The organism is Xenorhabdus sp. TH1 (assembly GCF_037260955.1).
Taxonomy (GTDB): Bacteria; Pseudomonadota; Gammaproteobacteria; order Enterobacterales; family Enterobacteriaceae; genus Xenorhabdus; species Xenorhabdus griffiniae.
In genome coordinates this window covers 3,266,108-3,283,538 of the sequence record NZ_CP147734.1, presented here as the reverse complement: position 1 = coordinate 3,283,538, position 17,431 = coordinate 3,266,108, and the positions used below count along the sequence as shown (strand labels likewise).

Here is a 17,431-nt window from a genome sequence, read left to right as displayed (position 1 = left end):
TTGGCCTCTTTTATTCAGTAACGAATTGAAGTAGCTCAGCAAAACAGCCTTTACCCGTGACGGCATTGATGCTATAGCGCGTGTCAGCACAAGCACCATAAACGTTATCGAAGTTTTCTCTCTGATTTTCTAACGCTTTGATGGCATCGGTTGCTTGATCTTCGCTATCAATGGGTTTTAAGAATGCAACAGACAGGGAGCGAGGCTGATATTCTCCCTTTTCCGCCAACACATAGCTAGCATAGGCGCGGGAGCCGAAACTGTTTTGTTTACCAGATGGGGCGATTTTAATAGCGGCTTCTGTCAGGGCAGCGATGGCTTGATTCGCCAGTGTTTCATTACCTGACAGATTTTCGATTAATAAAGATTTGTTGATGCAGATATAGCTGTAGAACAGAGCAGCCGCAAAGCCAGTTTCGCCAATATGAGCCGAACCGGAATCGCTTTTGCCCGCATTGAGATCGTCAACAGCGGTAAAATAGTCATCTTCCACCGCAACACTGTGAACGCTGATAGCGTGGGCAACCTGACAGGCTGCTTCCACATTATAGGCAGGGCTGGATGCCAGCATACGGCCAAACAATGCAATATCTACGGCGGTTTTTTCTCTGCTCAACAGATTCAGCTCTTCCTTGGTTGGTGCGCGATTTTCGGTGATAAGTTTATCGGCCAATGTAAAGGTAGCCTCTTTTTCTGCCGGGCTGATATGTGCCAGTTGTTCAATTTCCAGAGGGTCATCTTTTTTATTTTTGCCAAACACTTCCGCAATGGCAAAAGCCCATTCAGTTGCTTGCTTCTCTTTGATGCCTCCAGTAAGCAAGCGTTGATAAACCTGAAATCCAAAGCGTTTGGTACGAAAACCAAGGTGCTCTGCGAGGGCATCCTGAAACAGGTCAGAGATCCGCCAGTGACGTTTCAAACTTTGAGAACTAATTCTTAATCTCTCTGCTCCGCCCATTCTGGCGGTTTTAGGGCGTCCGAGATCGTCGCGGTTCAGGTTGGCAGGCGGGTAGGAAGTTAACAGATGTAGCTGAATAAATTGGCTCATTTAAAATTCCTTATTAGATTAAAAGTGGTTAATTATTGGCGTTATTTAGCGGCCTTGTAGTAATCCATCGCCCATTGCACACAGAGGCGTTTATTGGCTCGATATGCTCTTGGCTGGTGGTACTCTCTCAACCATTGTTCAATATCTTTGGCGAGGGATAACACGGAAACTTGGCCTTTCAGTTGTTGTAGGATGCGCCGCAAACGCATAATAAATTCATCGGGTGTCTTGGCTGCCTGCAATTGGGCAAAGCGATGTGTACTGACAATCGGCTTGTCATTTTCGGTTTTGGTGCCTGCGGCAGTTGCCAGATTAGTGGTGGTGTTGGTTTTGACATATACCAGCGTGACGGCAATCATTGCCCATCGCATAACAGTCTGTTGCTGAGCTTCTTTGATAATATCTTCAGGCAAGCTGAACCATAATGCGCGAAAACCTTCGGTTAGCGTTGCTGCCTCAATATCTTGGCAACGCTTTAATTCAGCTTTAAAGAGCGTTGGTGCAGGAGGGATCTCTTTTTTCTTCAATTCTTCGGAGGATAAAAACATGCTTTCCCACCAGCGCAGTAAACGACCTTCACTTAGGTTATTCATTGATAACTTCCTCCTTCTTTTTGTTCTTGGATGATTGGATTTCTATATTGTGCTCTGCCATAAATGACTTGATATCTTTAGAACCCATCAGCCACTTGGTAAGAATTTGTCGCGCCGCGATCTTTTCGATAAGTTTTTCGGGATCGGTATCTTCTGACAGCACGAACTCATCAAAAAGATCAAAGCAGGTATTTCTAAGTTGGTAGAGCCAGGTTTTGGCGTCTTCGGTGGAGAGCGAAGATGCTTTATGCTGGCTGCTGACAATCTGTTGAACAGCCTTAAAAAAGGCAGTCTGGGTGCGTTGATAGAAAGTCGCATCAATAAATGACATATCGCCTTTTATTTCATTCGGGCGACGGAACCACGCGTTTTTGATCTGGGTACGACACTGTGTCAATGCATTGGCAGAGAGGTTTTGTAGTGTTTTGACGCGCCGGAAAACGGCATCTTTCTTTTCAATCGGCATGGAAAACAGAGGCAAGGTGGTGGAATACCAACCGCGAGCTTTCATGTTGTCCATATCATAGCCAAAAACCCATAACCGAGGCGTGGAACTTTGTTCATCGGCAAAATAATCATTGATCTGGCTAAAATGGTCGACAACCTGGGCTGCCTGTTGACCCTGTTTATCATCGGAAAACGTCAGGCTATCCCAGATCTTATAGGTCACACCCCCGGGTTGCCCTTTGATAGAAAGGTGCTCTTCATCCGGTTTTTTCGGATTCCACCGATAGGGGGTTAGAGGGTGTTGCCAAGTACCAGAATAATTGTTGCCATAGTTTTGGGTACGATAACCCGAAACGGATGGGTGAGTTGCTTGCCCTGTTAATTGGCAGATGGCGGGCTTATCCTCTATCTCCAGCCGGATCCGCCGTGGCATGCCCCAATACATATGCAGTTCATGGACATTATGTGCGTAAATTTCTGTCCCTGCTTTTTGGCTGTTATGAGTTTTACCCAACCAAGGAAAAACGTCTGGGCTATTGAGATCAGGATCGGGGTAAGGCCAATGTTCCCGATTAATGACATTCAGCCAAAGTTTTTGCCATAGCGAAGCATCCGGTTCTTGTGGCTGAATCAAGGTCGTGAGTGGACCCCCTCCCCGTAACCCGACACGATGTCCAACACCGCCGGCAGGCGCGTTAATCTGTAGTGTGAATAGGGCAATGGCGGCCATTTCGGGGGAAATGACTTCACATTGGCTGCGTTTAATAAAATGATCAGTATTATCCTTCAATGTTTTTTCACCCGGCGATTCAATTAACAATCCTGAAATGCTGGTGGGTTTCCTTTCTGCTAACGAATCAAGATCTTGCATAAACAGAGGACCATGCCCTGTCAGATTAAAAGCATGTTCTACTCGATTAAATGCAGTTTGTAGGTTCGCTTGGGTAGGGGCTTGTTGATAAAACTCATACCATTCGTCTTCATCTTCAGGAGCAAAAGCGGTTTGCAGCAAACCAATTGCCAGCTGGTAAGCGGCGCCCTGAAAATCAGCCCGTGGCAGTACAAAATCGACAACGGTAGGATCGCAGATTGCCGTCAGAGGTCGCTTTTTCTCACTGCCATCTTTCATTCTAAAAGTCAGCCATGCGTCTTTAACGAGGTTCATTACGCCTCCTGCTTAGGATAAAAACCAATGTTGGGATCATAAGTAAAATGCGGGTCACTCTCTGGCAGCCAGATTTGCAGGTATTTGACGGACTTGAATTTATCCTGTAACCGCTCCACGGTTTGAGAAAGGGACTCTGGTATGGGTTGCAGCTTATCGGCAAATTTGTTTTTTGATATTTTGACAATACTTAATTGGACAGGAAATTTTTCATCCTCTACCCACGGTATTAATTCCCCATTTTCAGTCAGTTTGACAAGCAGCACGCTCACCGTTTCGATATCGCTAAATCGGGTGCTGATATCGCTGTCATCGTCATACCAACCACGGGCACTGCGTTTGCTATATTCATAGCGCTGCCATTGCAGGGCTTGTGATCGTGCTGCGGCATCTTTGCTCAGCCCTTCCGCTATGGCTTCGTTATCTTTGTATTTGAGTGCATCAGGGATTTGGTTATCGGCATCTTCACCGTAAACGGCTTCGATCAAGGTTCGCGCCTCAGCAGGCATACGAATCGCTCCCAAGCGCAGAAGTTCGCGTAAGCCAAGCCATAAACGTCCGGCTGAACGATAAACATATTGGGTATTGCGAAAGTCTTTGCTCAGCCAATCCGCTTTGGGTTGATCATCCCATTCTGGGGCGTGGAGATATAATTCAGGCGCAGAGCGGCTATCGGTAATACCTTGCTTGTATTCGCCATTTGCGTTACGAGTATGGCGGTGCAAACGACCAACCCGCTGAATCAAGTCATCAATCGGGCAGATATCAGAGATCATGACATCCGTATCTGCATCAAGGCTTTCCTGAAAGACTTGCGTAGTAATCAGGATCTTGCCTTGCCTATCTTCCCGATTGCTTTCTTTACCAAAGATTGCCAGCACACGATTTTCGATCTTTTTTCGATCATGCAAAATAAAGCGACTGTGGAACAACAGGCAATTTTCCGGTTGAGCCATTTGTGCCTGAATAAGCCGGAAAGCATGGAGTGCATCATCCACTGAATTGCGAACCCAAACCACACATTGCCCATTTTGAGCGGCGTTGAGGGCGATTTGTACACATTCATCCAGATGATTCACCGTTTTTACGGTGACAGTACGGCTGACATCTGGACGACTGTGCAGGGGCGTTTCAACCAATGGAGCTTCTGGATTTAACGTGACATGGGTTGCCAGTGGAAAGGCCGTTTTTTGCAATTTCTGTGGCGGTATGCCGCTGGCAGATAACCAGATATCCACCAGTCGTTGGCGCTGTTTCAAGGAAAGTGTAGCAGTCAGTAATACCACGGAACCACCCTGGTGCAGGTGCAGACTTAATACACTTTCCAGCAATGCAAACATGTATTCATCGGCGGCGTGTACTTCATCAAAGATCAATACCTTGCGATTCAATCCAATCAATCGAAGTGACTGGTATTTTCTCGGTAAAACGGCAAGTAATGCCTGATCGATAGTACCTACCCCCACCGATGCCAATAGGGCTTTTTTATTAGAATCAGCTAACCATCGGTGGCACTGTGCTGTCGCAGTGCTATCGTCTCTGGTGTAATCACTGTCGTTATGTTCAGACGTCAGGATGATGTCACGGAAATTATCATTCATTTCACGTGCACCGTGCGCGAGAACGAGACTAGGTAGTTTGCCGTTTTCTGCATCAAACATATGGTGGTAGTGTTTGGCGATTCGGCCAAACATGGCGTTGGAGGTCGCCATTGTTGGCAGACCAAAATAGAAACCGTCCGCAGCACCGGTTTGCATTAAGCGGTGAGTCAGAGCGAGGGCGGCTTCTGTTTTGCCTGCGCCCGTAACGTCTTCCAGAATAAAAAGCTGTGGGGAGTCATCAATCGGGACTTCTTCCGCCCATTTTTGTAATGGAGTTGGTGAAAATTGGTAGTACTCCTGGATAGAAGTATAAGGCGATATCACGGGAGTGTTATGGATATCAATACCATCTAAGGCGATTTGGGCTTGTTTTTGCGTAAGCTGCCAATATTCCTCCAGCGGAAGGTCTTTGGTTTGATAACGAAAATGATAACAGTCAGAGCCTACCCAGTCCGCCAGCACGACAATACCGGCAAGTTGCCAACTCACTTGTTGTAGTTTGCGCCGCCACTCTTTTGAAAGTAGTTTTGCCAATGGTAGATGAGGTTGAAAAAGTGTCAGAAGATCATGAGTGAATGCCGTTGCATCAATAACATTTTGGGACTCGGTAAAATCGGTAATTGTGTTCCAACTATCGTCATCGATGGGTTTACCATGATGACCAAGCATACACTGCATCAAAACCATTAACGTTTTCAGGGCTTGTTTCTTTTGTTTATCTTCACTGAATTGCAGGCTGTCATCTCCCACTAAAGCCAGCAGTACGTCATCCTGAATTTTTTTCCAAAAAAATAGCCCTAACCGATCATGCCTGAAATGTCTGGAGTCATAGGGGGAGTATTGTTTTGGTTTAATTAGCTCAGTATCTTCTTGGGAATATAATTGCTGAAATGCAGAAGCAAATTTGCCGATATCGTGTAGTACCAGAAAAAAAGAAAATAGATTTTGTAATGATTCTGGTGATAATCCCAAAAAATTTGCGAGATCTTGCGTTAATTTCTTATGTGGCGCCAATAATAATTGACCTACTGCGGCGACATCTAAGCAGTGATAGGCCAGAAGATGATAATTTTCGTTAGAATAGGGATTCGTTTTAGCTTTTCCCCAATATCGTGTGAGGTAATTAAAGTTATTTGTTAAATTATTCATATGCTCTCATGAGTAAATAAAATTATAACTTGCCTATATTAATGGTGTGTCATTAATCTTCTGCATTTTCTATATATTGGCTAAATCGAAGTAAATAACCATCTGGATCTTGAACGAGAAATTCCCTCTGACAGATTGTGGTATCACCTATGCAATAATAATTATCTTCCAGTGGTCGATAAAGTTCGATTTCGTTAATTTTCAGGTTTTCCAGGATTGACATAATGTCATCGACTTCAATTTGAAAATTAATACCACGCCCTAATGGTCTATTAAGTTCTCCGGTATTCCAACCATCGTCATTAAATACTTCCAGCATTAATTGTGCTTCACCTAATCCTAAATAAACAAAATCAGGATTTTCTCGACGAATTAATATTTCGAACCCTAATATTTTTTGATAGAACTCAAGTGAAGCCGCAAAGTTGGTCACGGTAAGTTCTGGTACCATACGATTCCAGTAAGTTATTTCTGTTGCATTATTAGCGTTCAAAGTGTTTTCCTGGGTGATTATATTATTTTAAAATAGCGAACTACTTAAAAAATTAGTTAAATCAACTGTATTAACAACGGATTTGGAGAATTTAACCTATTTTATATTATTTTATCACTAACATTTTATCTTATATGGAATATTGATCACATTCAGGATTATGTGAACAGTTAGTGATGGAAATTCTATAGCATCATAATGAGCTAAATTTTGATGGTTCTCTTTATAGTTATCCTGTAATAGTTTCTGAATGGACTTATCTGATAATGTCTTATATTGATAGGTTTCTTTTCGTGACTTTTTTCGCCAATCATACAATGTACTTTTAGGGATTCCATTTGTTTTAGCGAGGAAAGAAACACTGACGTTATGAGGTGGTAACATTTTTTCTTGGATAGCACGTTTCTGTTCAGGCGAATAATGTTTCATTATTGATGGCCTCTCATGGGGAATTTTATATTCGATTATCGTAAAGAGTAGATCGTATTCATTGCACGTCAAGTTTTAACAACAATTAATCAAAAAAGGAAAGATAATAACTTATAAAAATAAGGATGAGGATCATCAATTTTTCAAATCTTTAAAGTGTATGATTTTGTTATCCAAGTAAGTGTCTATCCCCGTATCTACGGGGAACATAAATTGGAAAATCATAAAAATAAAGATAATAAAGGTTTATCTCCGTACTCACGGGGAAAAGTATTCACATCGCGAAACCGTGATCATTTCTATTTTTCACTTTTCTTAAGACAAATACATTCTTGATGGTTATCTTCACTATGTTTGCCAGAAGCAGTGATTTGAAGTGTAGCAAGTCATCATAATTACGTCTCTATTGTGTTTATGATTTAGTCTCATAATGTAAAAGTTAGCCGGAAGCCCTAAAGAATGTTTCACGTTAACAGATGAGGATAGAGAATGGATCAATGCTAATCCTGTTAGTAAGGAAGTGATTTGATGTACATACCCGACAAAGGAGACATTGTTTCATTGAATTTTGATCCGAACGCAGGGAAGGAAATTATGAAATGCTGCCCTGCATTTGTGATCTCTCGAAAGATGTTTAACGAGCATACCGGATTTGCTGTTGTGGTTCCCATTACCAGTACCGTAAGGGGAATGATGTTAGAAGTCGTCTTACCCAAAGAATTATAGACCTAAGGTGCAATTCTTATCCATAAGGTCAAATTTTTAAGTTAAATTTATTGAGAAAGTGCCTCAAGATATTATCGATAAAGTAACCGAGCCAACTAAGGTTATTATTTCATAATAAGAATTCCCTGACTTACGGGGAACAAAAACTGACCCCCTGCGAGCGACGCGGATATCCCGGTTTATCCCCGTACTCACGGGGAACATAAACGAGAAAAAAATTCAATACTGGAAAAAATCGGTTTATCCCCGTACTCACGGGGAACACCTGTATTACATCCTGAGACAAAAAGCGTTTTCCGGTTTATCCCCGTACTCACGGGGAACACGACGCTCAATGAACTCTGAGATTATTGCGGCGCGGTTTATCCCCGTACTTACGGGGAACACAAATGCCTTGTGTCCCCATAAATCAGGATTTTCGGTTTATCCCCGTACTCACGGGGAACACGATATTGAAACATCTAACAGCCAGTTGGCCGACGGTTTATCCCCGTACTCACGGGGAACACAACGACATCATCACTCTCATCCGCAAAGACGGCGGTTTATCCCCGTACTCACGGGGAACACTCCCAACAGAGAAGCGGGATGTGATTCCATGCCGGTTTATCCCCGTACTCACGGGGAACACATTAAAAACATTCACATCCATAATGGTGTATGCGGTTTATCCCCGTACTCACGGGGAACACTCATCATAATGCCGCACGACGGAATGCGCTTCTGGTTTATCCCCGTACTCACGGGGAACACCGATAACCGTAATACAATCGGTCAGGCTCTAACGGTTTATCCCCGTACTCACGGGGAACACGGTGGGATAATCCCCGTGAACGCGGAACATTGCGGTTTATCCCCGTACTCACGGGGAACACCGGTGGGTAGGTAAATTCTTCCCCTTGATATCCGGTTTATCCCCGTACTCACGGGGAACACGCCGGAGGTGGTAGTGGTTTCAGGCACTGGACACGGTTTATCCCCGTACTCACGGGGAACACGAAAATAAACCCTAACCCATCAGTAAATAATAACGGTTTATCCCCGTACTCACGGGGAACACCAATTTAAGTTTCGAAATTTGATCTACAATTACGGTTTATCCCCGTACTCACGGGGAACACGCGGATTATCACCAAAAAACATTTGAAGAATACGGTTTATCCCCGTACTCACGGGGAACACCTGTAACGTGATGCGGTGACGCAGTCGTCCTGCGGTTTATCCCCGTACTCACGGGGAACACTCTAGTACCGTTCGCGATGGCAGAGCAACAGACGGTTTATCCCCGTACTCACGGGGAACACTCTTCGGGGATTAAATGGTCAGACATTGAATCCGGTTTATCCCCGTACTCACGGGGAACACCACCTGTCTCGTTGCTTGATGGTCGCTCTTAACGGTTTATCCCCGTACTCACGGGGAACACTTTCGTAATGTACTCCCCAGCCTGATCGCCGCCGGTTTATCCCCGTACTCACGGGGAACACCAATTAAATCAACAAGTCAAACAATTTGACTCCGGTTTATCCCCGTACTCACGGGGAACACCAATAAGACGAGGGTTTCCAGCGGATCAATGCCGGTTTATCCCCGTACTCACGGGGAACACATCACTATCACGCATTATGCTGTCTCCGCTGTCGGTTTATCCCCGTACTCACGGGGAACACAGTGAAGAAAATTGCCAAGGTACTTCTAGTCCCGGTTTATCCCCGTACTCACGGGGAACACGCTTCCTCCATCGTATCGAAACAATCGAGAAACGGTTTATCCCCGTACTCACGGGGAACACGAATGCGTTCCAGTACTTTGACATTATCAATGCGGTTTATCCCCGTACTCACGGGGAACACATGAACACGCCTAATGATGAGAAAATCTATGCCGGTTTATCCCCGTACTCACGGGGAACACGGTGGCATCAAGCGATAAGATCCCCGTTACGCCGGTTTATCCCCGTACTCACGGGGAACACTATGTGCTGGATTATCTGGTCTTCGGCAATGCCGGTTTATCCCCGTACTCACGGGGAACACCTACCGATTTATTGTTAATCATAAATCACCTCCGGTTTATCCCCGTACTCACGGGGAACACTCTAATTTTATCCATCTGTTTTATAAAATCTTTTTAGGACCGAAAAATTCTACCATTTTTTTAGCCTATAAAGTCAGCCAAATTTTTCCTTTCATTTTTATGATTTACCATCTGTAATGTAGATCGCATTTAATTCATATTTTTAACTCTTATTTATCAATTTATGAGATTTCCGTCACAACAATAACAAAATGAGAGTTGCATTAATTTAATGGTAAAGAAAATAAGGTCATGAAAACTGTTCTATTGTGTGTTGAACGATGGGGAGATTCATTAGAATGCTGGTTGTTGTGTACGCAGCCGGAAACTGAAGAGTAGGAGTAGCGGTATTGGCTAACCCGGTGAGATCATTTTTTAAGTCTGCTGGAATATTTACTCAAACGCGCGTAAGCCATCACAATTTCAGCAATTACTGCTGAACAAGATGCGAGTATATTGGCATTTTTCACCAGAAAGCGTGTTGTAATGCTGTATAAATATGTTAAAACCGCAAGTTATTCCTCTGTACCTATCAATAACTGATCTTGCACTATACTGAAAATGAAGAAAAAACGCCCAGCTTTACAAGATGTTGCCGACCTCGTTGGGGTCACAAAAATGACGGTCAGCCGTTTTTTACGCAATCCCGATCAGGTTTCTGAAGCGTTGGGAAAACGAATAGCGGAAGCGGTGGAGCAACTCGGTTATATCCCCAACCGCGTACCCGATATTCTTTCCAATTCCACCAGTCGTGCAATAGGTGTTTTGCTTCCTTCTTTGACCAATCAGGTCTTCGCTGAAGTTATTCGTGGTATCGAGAATGTGACTGATCGCAATGGATATCAAACCATGCTCGCCCACTATGGCTATTCTGCCCAGAAAGAAGAAGAACGTTTGCTCTCCCTGCTTGCTTACAATATTGATGGTCTGATTCTGGCTGAACGCACGCATACCCCCAAAACGTTAAAGGTGTTGCAAACAGTAGGTATACCCGTGGTCGAATTGATGGACAGTGTATCGCCTTGCCTTGATATTGCAGTAGGAATCGATAATTTTGCAGCAGCTCGTCAGATGACGATGGCGATGATCGAACGCGGCTGCAAAAACATTATTTATCTCGGTGCACGGCAGGATGAACGAACGATGATCCGTTTGCAAGGGTTTGAAATGGCAATGTTTAATGCTGGGCTACAACCGAGAAAAATGATGACACCAGTTAGCTCTTCCTATTCATTAGGCGCGCAGCTTTTGCAGGAATCCTGTCAGAAATATACCGAAATTGATGGCCTGTTTTGTACGAATGATGATATCGCCATCGGAGCAATTTTCGAGTGCCAACGACAGGGGATCAAAGTACCGGAAGAGATTGCGATAGCTGGTTTTCATGGTCATGATGTCGGCCAGGTAATGACTCCCAAACTTGCCAGTGTACTGACACCTCGTGACTTAATGGGACGCAAGGCGGCAGAATCTTTGCTTGCTCGTTTGAGAGGGGAGAAACTGAAACAAACTTTGATCGATGTTGGGTTTACTCTTTCATTGGGTGAAAGTGTTTAATTTTTGTAGCTCAAAATGATGCTTTCCCATTTTCAATTGCGATAAGCCTCACATTTTCCTTTTTTGATGATCCTGTTTGATTGCTTATTATCCTGCTCTGTTGGTAATGTTACCGGTAATAAGTTACCGGTAACAAAAACGTGTAATATTCATCTGCTAATTTTTAATATAAATCAAATACATACAAGAAGTAAGATTTGTGTAAAGGAGTTTGATATGAGTGATACCCAACAACCAAACCATGTTTTTGTATTGATGGGGGTATCCGGCAGTGGTAAGTCCGCAGTTGCCAGTGGTGTTGCCCGTAAACTAGGGGCTGCATTTCTGGATGGGGACTTCCTTCATCCCCGTGCCAATATTACAAAAATGGCACAAGGCCACGCTTTGAATGATGATGATCGCAGGCCATGGTTGAAAGCACTCAATGACGCCATTTTTGCCATGCAGCGTACCAACCCTATCTCCCTGCTCGTGTGTTCTGCCTTGAAAAAAAGCTATCGGGATATGTTACGTGATGGCAATCAAAATCTGTCGTTTCTCTATATGAAAGGGGAGCTTGATTTAATCGAAGGCCGCCTGAAAGCACGAAAGGGACATTTCTTCAAGCCACAAATGCTCATCTCTCAATTTGAGACATTGGAAGAGCCGACCGGTGATGAAAAAGATGTCCATCACATTGATATCAAACCTGATCTTGATGAAGTCATCAAAAATGCGATTAAAGCTATTGACCATATCCAATCTATTAACCGTATTAGTGAGGGATGTTCATGAGTACTGTAACTCTGGTTCTGACAGCTGTCGGTTCTGTTCTCTTATTATTGTTTTTGGTGATGAAAGCCAGGTTACATGCTTTTATTGCCTTGATGATGGTTTCCGTGGGGGCAGGAATTTTTTCTGGTATGCCACTGGAGAAAATCACCCAGACAATGCAGGACGGCATGGCGGGCACTTTGGGTTTTCTTGCCATTGTTGTGGCTCTTGGCGCAATGTTTGGCAAGATCTTGCATGAAACGGGAGCCCTTGACCAGATTGCCGTAAAACTATTGGGTAGCTTTGGTGAAAAGCGGGCTAACTATGCATTGGGTGTTGCCGGACTTGTCTGTGCATTACCTCTGTTTTTTGATGTGGCGGTTGTGTTATTGATTGGCGTGGTATTTGCCGTTGCGCGTCGTACCAATGGCAATGTCGTGAAACTGGCGATTCCATTGTTCGCAGGTGTTGCGGCGGCGGCCGCATTTTTGGTTCCGGGGCCAGTGCCAATGATGCTGGCTTCCCAGATGGGAGCCGATTTTGGCTGGATGATATTGATTGGCCTGAGTGCCGCCATTCCCGGCATGTTATTGGCTGGCCCGATATACGGTAATTTTATCAGCAAATATGTGACACTGGATTTACCCAAAGATCTAGGGACACCAAGTATTGGCAAAGGTCAGATGCCTTCCTTTGCCTTCAGCTTGGCATTGGTATTATTCCCATTGATACTGGTGGGCTTGAAAACTATTGGTGCCCGTTTTGTTGATCAGCAATCAACGCTATATCATTGGCTGGAATTTCTTGGTCATCCTTTCATTGCAATTTTGCTTGCCTGCCTGGTGGCGATTTACGGGCTGGCGATCCGTCGTGGTATGAGCAAAGAGAAAGTTATGGAGGTCTGCTCTGCGGCGATTCAACCTGCGGGAATTATTCTGCTGGTGACAGGTGCAGGGGGTGTATTCAAACAAGTGCTGGTGGATTCAGGTGTTGGGCCAGCATTGGGTAATGCGTTGGTCGGTGCCGGCCTGCCAATCGCGTTGGCGTGTTTTATTTTGTCGGGAGCCGTGCGTGTGATTCAAGGTTCGGCAACTGTCGCATGTTTGACCACGGTAGGATTGGTTCTGCCAGTGATTGGCGAGTTAGGTTATTCCGGTGCGCAAATGGCCGCGTTGTCAGTATGTATTGCCGGTGGCTCTTTGGTTCTTAGCCATGTGAACGATTCTGGTTTCTGGCTGTTCGGTAAGTTTACTGGTGCGACAGAAGCACAAACCCTAAAAACTTGGACGGTAATGGAAACTATTCTCGGCACAACCGGTGCGATGGTTGGTATGATCTATTTCGCTATGTTGTGATGAAGCCTTTTTAAGCGATTTTTCATGGCACCTTATCCATCATAAGGTGCTGTTTTACACGATTCCCCGTGTTATCCACGTTCATTAGCTGCTAAATAAATCTTATTTCCTGCTCGCTTACCAACCGCAATCACTAATATACCAATCGCTTTTCAAGATGCGTTTTATATCTCCCGCTACGCAGGGAGATTGGTATAACCGCTTTATTTAAAAACTGTTACGACTTACATAGGGCACTTTAATTATTCAATCAATGCCATAAACTGTGTATAAAGCGCTTCAGCACTGTGTTCATAACCGGTAGCGGAGAGGTGAATGTAATCAGGACGTGCGAGGTTTTGCTGTTCCCATCCTCTGATCGAACATGGTCCCCCCATATATTCCCGCCAATCCCAAAACAGGGTGTGCTGTTGTTTGGCAACGGTTTGTTGGATCTGAATCACATGATCAAGCAAGGCAGGTTGCTGCTCTTCACAGCTTGCCGCAGTTTTATTTTTTAGCGAATCATTCGGCCCAATCAGCAGGATAACGGCTTGCGGTATGGCTCTGCGGATCTCTTGTATTTTAGCTGTTAAATTCTTCTGATAAGCAACTAAATCCAGTGAATCGTTAAAGGCTTCATTGGTGCCATAGGCGAGAAAGATCATATCCGGTTCCATCTGTGCCAGCGTATCAACCCATTGCGGTTGCCATTTGTCTAGCATATTAATAGTGGCGCCATTAATCCCCAATGCAGATAACATAACGCCAGGGGTTCGACGTTTTATCAGCCAGCCGCCGATTTTCAATTGTGTATCCTGTGGATAGAGATTGATGGGGAAACTGACGCTCTGTTCTGGTGAGAAATGCCATTCACTTTGTGTTGCGGGTAACTCTATGGTGGTAAATGGCATTTTGATTTGAGTCGCTGTATGGGATTGATAGAGTGTACTCAACCAGTATTCGCCACGAGCAGAGGAAGACTTGATTTGTATCGCACTCCGGGCACTTTCGGGAATGACGATAAACCCACCCAATGGATAATCCGCCCGATTTTCCTTGCGGCTGCTTGAAAGCCACCAACCGGTTTTATCCTCAGAGAATTGTATTAAGGCGTTACGTTGACCAGGAATGCTCATTGGAGGAATAAAACCTGGCCCTGCGTCACCATAATGATTCTGTAATAAACTGCGCAACTTACCGGTAAAGAAATCGGCAGCCGTGTGTGAATCACCTAATTGTACAAAATGGAGTTGGCGAGTATCGCTGTGACGTAATTTATCTGTTAATAGCGCGAAATTGGGATCACCAAAATTCGTCAATTGTTGTTGACGATGTATGTGTGTTTGTCCCGATGCAGGTTTGGATTTTTCTCCTTGGCACGATAATAGGCTGATTGAGAGCGCGATAGTTAGACCTGCATCCACTATCCGATAAAATCCACGGAATATGCTAGATGGTTGCATTTTCTTTAATTGGCTCCTGAGTAAATATGATCAATGAATAGAGATAATCCGCGATGGTTTGTTGCCCTTTCAAACTGAAGTGAATACCGTCTCCGCTGCGGAGTTTGATGGTGTTGCTGCCATCGCCAATATAGTCTGAATAATTATCTGACTGATATTTGAATATATTATTAACCGAAACATAGATCTCCCCCTTTTTTTCTACTTCAGTTTGATACAATTTATTGAGGTAAGACATCCCGTTGGAAAGTTTTTTCTGGCGCATATTCGGTGGTCCAACCCAAATAACATCAGCCTGATGTTGGCGAGCGTCATTTAAGATGGACTCAATTCTTTGGCGATAAAGATCCTCCCAGTTTTCACTGGCGAATCTCAAATAAGGGCCTCCGTGTCCTGAAGGAATATCCCATGGATCATTTGGACCTAAAAATATCATTACCAACTTAATGTCAGGATGAGTCTTCAATGCATCGCTAATCGTTTTTGGCCAATCAAAGAAACCAGGATAAGACAACCCTGTACTTTGTTTACTTAAGTTAATACTGGAAATGCCATATTGCTGAAAAAGTCGACGTTTTAAATGTGGGGCCACGCCCTGCATCATTGAATCACCGGCAAATAACACCTTATCTTTTATGCCCAAACTAACATGGGTTTTCTGGGCAATGTCAACAATCGGATTTTCTACTGAACTATTTGACGGTAAAGAAGGCTGAACGAGTTTAATATTTTTGTTCAGTAGTTCAGGAAAGTTGAGAGAGAGATTTTCGATCGGATAGACGTAACCTCCCAGAAAACGTAATCCAACCTGAAAATCAGAGGGAAGTACTGTCTGCCGGTTATCAATATTCATGGCTGACGACGGGGTATTCTGATATTTGCCCTGTGCATGTGCTATAAAAATTTTACTGGCAGCAATGGCTCCTTGCTGCACATTATTCCCCAAATCCCACCAGGGTTCTCCTTTGAGAAATGTCCAGGGACTATTGCGGTGATATTTCTGTTGCCAGAAATTATCTAACGATCCTTGATTAAGCCAAATTAACATTAAGCTGGTTAATGTCACGGTACAAATCACTTGTCCGACTGTTTTCAGATTAGATTTAAATTCAGAAGTTGGCATAGATAAATCCTGGCATTCCTGAAGGTGACAAAATAAATACTAAAGTAAGGATTAAGGCTAAGGGAATGGGGTAATAAACCCAAGAAATCAAACAATAATTTTTTTCAATTTTGTTTCTAAAATTCACTAACCAGGGATAGATAATAAAAAATCCCCAGAAAGTCATTAATAGATAACTGCTGGATAATAGGGATGCAAATGTTTCGCCTGAGAACAGTTGATTTAATACTGTTAGTGCATCATGAAATGTCGGACAACGGAAAAAAATCCATGCGAAGCAAACAAAGTGGAATGTCACCACACGAGATAGAAATAATGCAATCGGACTTTTGGTTTGTGGTTCCCCCGGTTTCTTTGACACAGGGAGCAGGGAATTTTTAATATTTTGTAGAATTAATCCCAATCCATGAATGGCACCCCAGATAATAAAACTAAGACCGGCACCATGCCATAGACCAGAAATGACCATAGCGGTGAACATATTCAGGTTCTTACGGAATATGCCTTTTTTGTTACCACCTAATGGAATGTAGACATAATCACGGATAAATGTTGACAGGCTGATATGCCAGCGTCGCCAAAATATCTGTAAGTTCTCAGCCAGATAAGGGGCATCAAAATTGCGTGGCAATTTGTAGCCCAATAATAAGGCGATACCTGTGACAAGATCGGTATAGCCGGAAAAATTAAAGTAGATATTCCAGGCATAAGCATAAATTGCTACAAGGATTTGCCCCGCATGATGGCTGATTGGATCTTCAAAAACGGGATTCACAAGATATTCAGAGAGCGTCGAACTGAGCAAAAAGAGTTTTGTGATGGCGAGAGCAATCAATAATAGCGCCTTCAATGGTTCCAACACCATTCTGGATTTTGCTTGAATCTGTGGCAGAAAATCTTTGGCTCGATTAATCGGTCCGGCGACAATGCAGGGAAAAAAGCAAAGATACAAAATGACATCAGGCAATGGGGCTGCCGGTAGCTCTTTTTTGCATACTGATACAACATAGCTGACCGAATGGAATGCATAGAATGACAGGCCTAGCGGCATTAGCAATTCAAGGACAGGGAGTTCCATGTTGATCCCAATATTAGCCAATACTTGTTGAATCGATTCCTGAAAGAAAGAGTAATATTTGAAAACAGTGAAACAGCCAAAGATCCCGAATGCTAGTAGAGTGAATATGACTTTGTTGGATAAATAACGACTAATAATATTTGTCAAAAAGTAAATAAACAGGGTATAGGCGAATAAAATATAGGCGAACTTTGCTGCAAAAGAGAATGCAAATAAATAACTCGCTAAAATTAACACGCCATTCTGTAACCTGGGCGCTTTTTGTAAAAGCCAATAGACAACCAGCAGAATAACAAACGATCCAAGGAACTCAAAAGAGAAGAAATTCATATTAGGCTCTGGTTAACCATTTATCGTTGGGAGAAAGAATATAATTCTGGCCTGCATTATAGT

General features: G+C 43.6%; 13 protein-coding genes and 1 CRISPR repeat array. Of the genes, 4 read left to right on the top strand and 9 right to left on the bottom strand.

Translation table 11 applies throughout. The features are described 5' to 3' along the window. Positions 1-10: 10 nt before the first annotated feature. From cas7e to WDV74_RS14260, 6 genes are all read right to left on the bottom strand, one after another. On the bottom strand, positions 11-1,048 hold the full coding sequence (gene cas7e, locus WDV74_RS14285; RefSeq protein WP_338883463.1) for a type I-E CRISPR-associated protein Cas7/Cse4/CasC: 1,038 nt from the start codon (positions 1,046-1,048) through the stop codon (positions 11-13). 41 nt (positions 1,049-1,089) lie between these two features. Next, the gene (casB, locus tag WDV74_RS14280; protein ID WP_338883461.1) at positions 1,090-1,641 is read right to left on the bottom strand and encodes a type I-E CRISPR-associated protein Cse2/CasB; all 552 of its coding nucleotides are present in this window, start codon (positions 1,639-1,641) and stop codon (positions 1,090-1,092) included. Next, a complete protein-coding gene (casA, locus tag WDV74_RS14275; protein WP_338883460.1) occupies positions 1,634-3,253 on the bottom strand; it encodes a type I-E CRISPR-associated protein Cse1/CasA in 1,620 nt (539 codons plus the stop codon). The genes casB and casA overlap by 8 nt, the downstream gene beginning before the upstream one ends. After that, complete coding sequence (gene cas3 / locus WDV74_RS14270) at positions 3,253-6,003, bottom strand: CRISPR-associated helicase Cas3' (protein ID WP_338883458.1); 2,751 nt, start codon at positions 6,001-6,003, stop codon at positions 3,253-3,255. The genes casA and cas3 overlap by 1 nt, the downstream gene beginning before the upstream one ends. A 52-nt stretch (positions 6,004-6,055) precedes the next feature. After that, the gene (locus tag WDV74_RS14265; RefSeq protein WP_338885621.1) at positions 6,056-6,454 is read right to left on the bottom strand and encodes a VOC family protein; all 399 of its coding nucleotides are present in this window, start codon (positions 6,452-6,454) and stop codon (positions 6,056-6,058) included. Positions 6,455-6,613: 159 nt separating this feature from the next. Beyond that, a complete protein-coding gene (locus WDV74_RS14260; RefSeq protein ID WP_338883457.1) occupies positions 6,614-6,925 on the bottom strand; it encodes a transposase in 312 nt (103 codons plus the stop codon). A 528-nt stretch (positions 6,926-7,453) separates the two neighbouring features. Between WDV74_RS14260 and WDV74_RS14255 the strand changes: the two genes are divergently transcribed. From WDV74_RS14255 to gntU, 4 genes are all read left to right on the top strand, one after another. Then, on the top strand, positions 7,454-7,651 hold the full coding sequence (locus WDV74_RS14255; protein WP_338885620.1) for a type II toxin-antitoxin system PemK/MazF family toxin: 198 nt from the start codon (positions 7,454-7,456) through the stop codon (positions 7,649-7,651). Positions 7,652-7,826: 175 nt separating this feature from the next. Then, positions 7,827-9,748: direct repeats of the CRISPR family, unit length 29 nt; unit sequence CGGTTTATCCCCGTACTCACGGGGAACAC. A gap of 540 nt (positions 9,749-10,288) precedes the next feature. Further along, positions 10,289-11,284 (top strand): gluconate operon transcriptional repressor GntR, encoded by a 996-nt coding sequence (gene gntR, locus WDV74_RS14250; protein WP_338883456.1) that lies wholly within the window; start codon positions 10,289-10,291, stop codon positions 11,282-11,284. Positions 11,285-11,500: 216 nt separating this feature from the next. Then, positions 11,501-12,058 (top strand): gluconokinase, encoded by a 558-nt coding sequence (gene gntK / locus WDV74_RS14245; RefSeq protein WP_338883454.1) that lies wholly within the window; start codon positions 11,501-11,503, stop codon positions 12,056-12,058. Continuing rightward, positions 12,055-13,392 (top strand): gluconate transporter, encoded by a 1,338-nt coding sequence (gntU, locus tag WDV74_RS14240; protein WP_338883453.1) that lies wholly within the window; start codon positions 12,055-12,057, stop codon positions 13,390-13,392. Before gntK ends, gntU begins: the two co-directional genes overlap by 4 nt. A gap of 242 nt (positions 13,393-13,634) precedes the next feature. Here gntU and WDV74_RS14235 read toward each other — a convergent pair whose 3' ends face one another. Genes WDV74_RS14235 through WDV74_RS14225 form a run of 3 tightly spaced genes read right to left on the bottom strand, consistent with a single transcriptional unit; the run spans position 13,635 to position 17,368 of the window. Beyond that, entirely contained in the window at positions 13,635-14,837 is a 1,203-nt protein-coding gene (locus WDV74_RS14235; protein ID WP_338883452.1) for an SGNH/GDSL hydrolase family protein, read from the bottom strand. Further along, complete coding sequence (locus tag WDV74_RS14230) at positions 14,824-15,960, bottom strand: SGNH family hydrolase (RefSeq protein ID WP_338883451.1); 1,137 nt, start codon at positions 15,958-15,960, stop codon at positions 14,824-14,826. Before WDV74_RS14230 ends, WDV74_RS14235 begins: the two co-directional genes overlap by 14 nt. Continuing rightward, a complete protein-coding gene (locus WDV74_RS14225; protein ID WP_338883450.1) occupies positions 15,947-17,368 on the bottom strand; it encodes an MBOAT family O-acyltransferase in 1,422 nt (473 codons plus the stop codon). Before WDV74_RS14225 ends, WDV74_RS14230 begins: the two co-directional genes overlap by 14 nt. Between the last annotated feature and the right edge of the window lie 63 nt (positions 17,369-17,431).

What these genes read in the sequence shown, in the direction of transcription:
- gntK (WP_338883454.1), top strand. Translation starts at nt 11,501, where the DNA reads ATGAGTGATACCCAACAACCAAACCATGTTTTTGTATTGATGGGGGTA.
- WDV74_RS14230 (WP_338883451.1), bottom strand. Translation starts at nt 15,960, where the DNA reads ATGCCAACTTCTGAATTTAAATCTAATCTGAAAACAGTCGGACAAGTG.
- WDV74_RS14260 (WP_338883457.1), bottom strand. Translation starts at nt 6,925, where the DNA reads ATGAAACATTATTCGCCTGAACAGAAACGTGCTATCCAAGAAAAAATG.
- WDV74_RS14255 (WP_338885620.1), top strand. Translation starts at nt 7,454, where the DNA reads ATGTACATACCCGACAAAGGAGACATTGTTTCATTGAATTTTGATCCG.
- casB (WP_338883461.1), bottom strand. Translation starts at nt 1,641, where the DNA reads ATGAATAACCTAAGTGAAGGTCGTTTACTGCGCTGGTGGGAAAGCATG.
- WDV74_RS14235 (WP_338883452.1), bottom strand. Translation starts at nt 14,837, where the DNA reads ATGCAACCATCTAGCATATTCCGTGGATTTTATCGGATAGTGGATGCA.
- gntU (WP_338883453.1), top strand. Translation starts at nt 12,055, where the DNA reads ATGAGTACTGTAACTCTGGTTCTGACAGCTGTCGGTTCTGTTCTCTTA.
- WDV74_RS14225 (WP_338883450.1), bottom strand. Translation starts at nt 17,368, where the DNA reads ATGAATTTCTTCTCTTTTGAGTTCCTTGGATCGTTTGTTATTCTGCTG.
- casA (WP_338883460.1), bottom strand. Translation starts at nt 3,253, where the DNA reads ATGAACCTCGTTAAAGACGCATGGCTGACTTTTAGAATGAAAGATGGC.
- cas3 (WP_338883458.1), bottom strand. Translation starts at nt 6,003, where the DNA reads ATGAATAATTTAACAAATAACTTTAATTACCTCACACGATATTGGGGA.
- gntR (WP_338883456.1), top strand. Translation starts at nt 10,289, where the DNA reads ATGAAGAAAAAACGCCCAGCTTTACAAGATGTTGCCGACCTCGTTGGG.
- WDV74_RS14265 (WP_338885621.1), bottom strand. Translation starts at nt 6,454, where the DNA reads ATGGTACCAGAACTTACCGTGACCAACTTTGCGGCTTCACTTGAGTTC.
- cas7e (WP_338883463.1), bottom strand. Translation starts at nt 1,048, where the DNA reads ATGAGCCAATTTATTCAGCTACATCTGTTAACTTCCTACCCGCCTGCC.